This is a genomic window from Proteus sp. G2609, from assembly GCF_963896135.1.
Taxonomy (GTDB): domain Bacteria; phylum Pseudomonadota; class Gammaproteobacteria; order Enterobacterales; family Enterobacteriaceae; genus Proteus; species Proteus mirabilis.
Genome location: NZ_CAWQNB010000021.1, coordinates 1 through 2,706 on the forward strand (window position 1 = coordinate 1; position 2,706 = coordinate 2,706).

At 28.9% G+C, this 2,706-nt stretch carries 2 protein-coding genes; both read left to right on the plus strand.

Translation table 11 applies throughout. From position 1 onward, the window contains the following. Positions 1-484, plus strand: a 484-nt coding sequence (locus AACV01_RS05600; protein ID WP_202611855.1) for a M10 family metallopeptidase C-terminal domain-containing protein, incomplete at its 5' end; no start/stop codon positions are given. A gap of 306 nt (positions 485-790) precedes the next feature. Next, the coding region (locus AACV01_RS05605) for a M10 family metallopeptidase C-terminal domain-containing protein (RefSeq protein ID WP_161682559.1) at positions 791-2,706 on the plus strand (1,916 nt) is incomplete at its 3' end.

Genomic DNA, 2,706 nt, shown 5'->3' on the forward strand with positions numbered 1-2,706 from the left:
TGATGGAGATGATATGCTTATTGATTATTATGGTGCTAATATGTTGAATGGTGGTAAGGGTAATGATCGGATCTGTGTAGCATCAATGGATAGAGGGCTTCCAGGCAGAAATATCATTCAAGGGGGAGAAGGTGATGATGAAATATATTTAGGCACAGGAACTCATCATGTAACCGGTGGACAAGGAAATGATACCTTTAATTTTTTCTGCTATGAGGGCATTGAAAGCAATAGTTCAATTTGGGATTTTGAAAAAAACAAGGATAAAATAACTTTGATTACTAGGGATTATAGAAAAATAGATATAACAAAAATGAAAAAAGTTGATAAATTATCAGGAGATAAAAATGAATTTTCATTAAATTATAACAAACCAGCCAACAAAACCATCATAGACGTTTCAACATCTTCTAACGATGATAAGTCCATTGTACATATAGAGATTGTCGGTATATTTAACCATGATGAACTCTTTGCAGTATAAATAAATCTCACCATATGATTTGTTAAAATTTTAAACTATTTCTCTATAAATTATCATTAATTATTATATTAATAATAATCCAGCATAATAACGATAAACAACTAAAAACACACTAATAAATAGTGTGTTTCTATAAAATTTATTTCTATAAATATAACAACCAACTAATAATATAAAAAATACTGATATGTGTTTTTTCAAAAAGTAATAAAACAACAAAAATACAATAATTAGCTAATTATAGAATAAGTTTATTTTATAATAATTAATGCAAATAATTTATTATTAAATAAGAAAGGAATTTATATGACTATAGTAAAAAATGTTAAAGAAACGACTAATTTCTATTTACCTAAAGGGATCATCACAACAGGAACTATGATAGGTTGGCCAAAAAAATCACCAAATGAAATAACAACAATAACTTATACATTTCCAGATCATAACACATACCGAGAAATTATAAAAAACAAAAACCCATTAACAGAAAATATGAGAAAAAAAACGCTAAAAGATATATATGAATATTATAGGTTAGTAAATATTAGAGAACAAAAAAAACAAGAATTAAACACCATTGAAGATAAAGATAGTGAGGCTTCAAAAAAAAGAATAAAAGAATTAGAAGAAGGAATAAAAAAAATAGCAAATGATATTTATACTATACTAGATAATATACCTATCTATATTTATTCCACTCAAGAAACAATATTCCCCCATCAACAAGAAGTTATCGAAGAAATATTAAAAAATGCCTCAGATATATTACCTATATTTTTTAAAAAAATATCACCATATAGCAATGCTGATTTAAAGTTTGGTTATTATAATCAATTTATTAATATATCTGGTACAAAATTCATTTCAGGTTATCGAAAAGGCAGTGCTAGTCATCCTAATGAGGAAGGTACACCTATAAAAGAGATAAAACCAGATGAAGAACATGATACGCCTGGTACTATATTTATTGATTTTTCTTCACGCGAACATTATAAAACAATTAAGCAAGATAATATTGATAAATATATAGAAAATGAGGCTGATATCTATGATATATATTATATTAATAAAAATAAAACTATTACAATAGCAAGAGGTAATAATGAGTTACGCGAAGAATACCAACAAAATAAACATAAAATCGGCTCATTTGTATATCATGCTTTTATACATGAATTAGGTCATTCTCTAGGGCTATTCCATATTTGGGAATACATACTAAATGAAGAGCATAAAGTATTAGATTCAATTAAATACTCAGTTATGAGCTATAAGTGTCCTGATATTAAAGATGCAGATTTTGGTGGCCTTTATCCTATGACCTTTATGCTAGTAGATATATTATTATTACAATATCTCTATGGCCCAAATATGACCACACGTCTTGAAAATAATACCTATGGATTTCATTCCAATACGGGACGCGCCGCTTACTCTTTAAAAAGCATAGAAGATAAATTAGTGAGCTGTATTTGGGATTCGGGTGGAATTGATACATTAGACTTTTCCCTATATACCGTTAATCAAGTCATTAATCTCAATGAAGGCTGTTTTTCAGATATTGGAGGATTACGGAGTAATATCTCTATTGCCTATAACACTATTATTGAAAATGCGATTGGTGGTAAAGGTGATGACACTCTCATAGGAAATCCTTTTGATAATAACCTAATAGGTGGTGATGGCAATGATTTATTTTATGGTGGCTCTGGAAACGATATTATATACGGAGAATTGGGAAATGATGTGCTCTATGGTGATGATGGAGATGATATGCTTATTGATTATTATGGTGCTAATATGTTGAATGGTGGTAAGGGTAATGATCGGATCTGTGTAGCATCAATGGATAGAGGGCTTCCAGGCAGAAATATCATTCAAGGGGGAGAAGGTGATGATGAAATATATTTAGGCACAGGAACTCATCATGTAACCGGTGGACAAGGAAATGATACCTTTAATTTTTTCTGCTATGAGGGCATTGAAAGCAATAGTTCAATTTGGGATTTTGAAAAAAACAAGGATAAAATAACTTTGATTACTAGGGATTATAGAAAAATAGATATAACAAAAATGAAAAAAGTTGATAAATTATCAGGAGATAAAAATGAATTTTCATTAAATTATAACAAACCAGCCAACAAAACCATCATAGACGTTTCAACATCTTCTAACGATGATAAGTCCATTGTACATATAGAGATTGTCGGTATATTTAACCA